At 79.2% G+C, this 491-nt stretch carries 1 protein-coding gene; it reads left to right on the top strand.

What is annotated here, in order from left to right; all coding sequences use genetic code 11:
• On the top strand, window positions 1–491 hold a 491-nt coding region (locus GTQ99_RS23955; protein ID WP_420814621.1), incomplete at both ends, for a DNA-3-methyladenine glycosylase family protein.

The raw sequence follows: 491 nt of genomic DNA, 5'->3' as shown, positions 1-491 counted from the left end.
GCCGACGACACCCACGCCGACTTCGCCCCGCGCCCCGAGCACCCCGCCCTCGTGGACGCCTGGCGCCGGCACGGCGGCTGGCGGGTGCCGCGCACGCGCGCGGTCTTCGAGGCGGTCTCCGCCTCGGCGCTGGAGCAGGTCGTCGCCACCGTCGAGGCGTTCGCCGCCTGGCGCCGGCTGGTGCACCGCCACGGCGAGCCGGCCCCCGGCCCGGCCGGGCTGCGGCTGCCGCCCACCCCGCAGCAGTGGATGCTCATCCCCTCCTGGGAGTGGCTGCAGGCGGGCGTGGAGCTGCGCCGGCGCAAGGTGACGATCCTCGCCGCGCCCCGCGCGCAGGGGCTGGAGCGCACCCTGGCCATGGGCCCGGAGCAGGCCGACGCGGCGCTGCGCTCGCTGCCCGGCATCGGGGTGTGGACGTCGGCGGAGGTGCGCCAGCGCGCCCACGGGCACGCCGACGCCTTCAGCTTCGGCGACCTGCACGTGCCCGGGGA

Origin of the sequence: Kineococcus vitellinus, from assembly GCF_009906315.1 — a bacterium.
GTDB classification, from domain to species: domain Bacteria; phylum Actinomycetota; class Actinomycetes; order Actinomycetales; family Kineococcaceae; genus Kineococcus; species Kineococcus vitellinus.
Note: the sequence above shows the minus strand (reverse complement) of the source record. Positions and strands in the feature narration are given on the sequence as shown.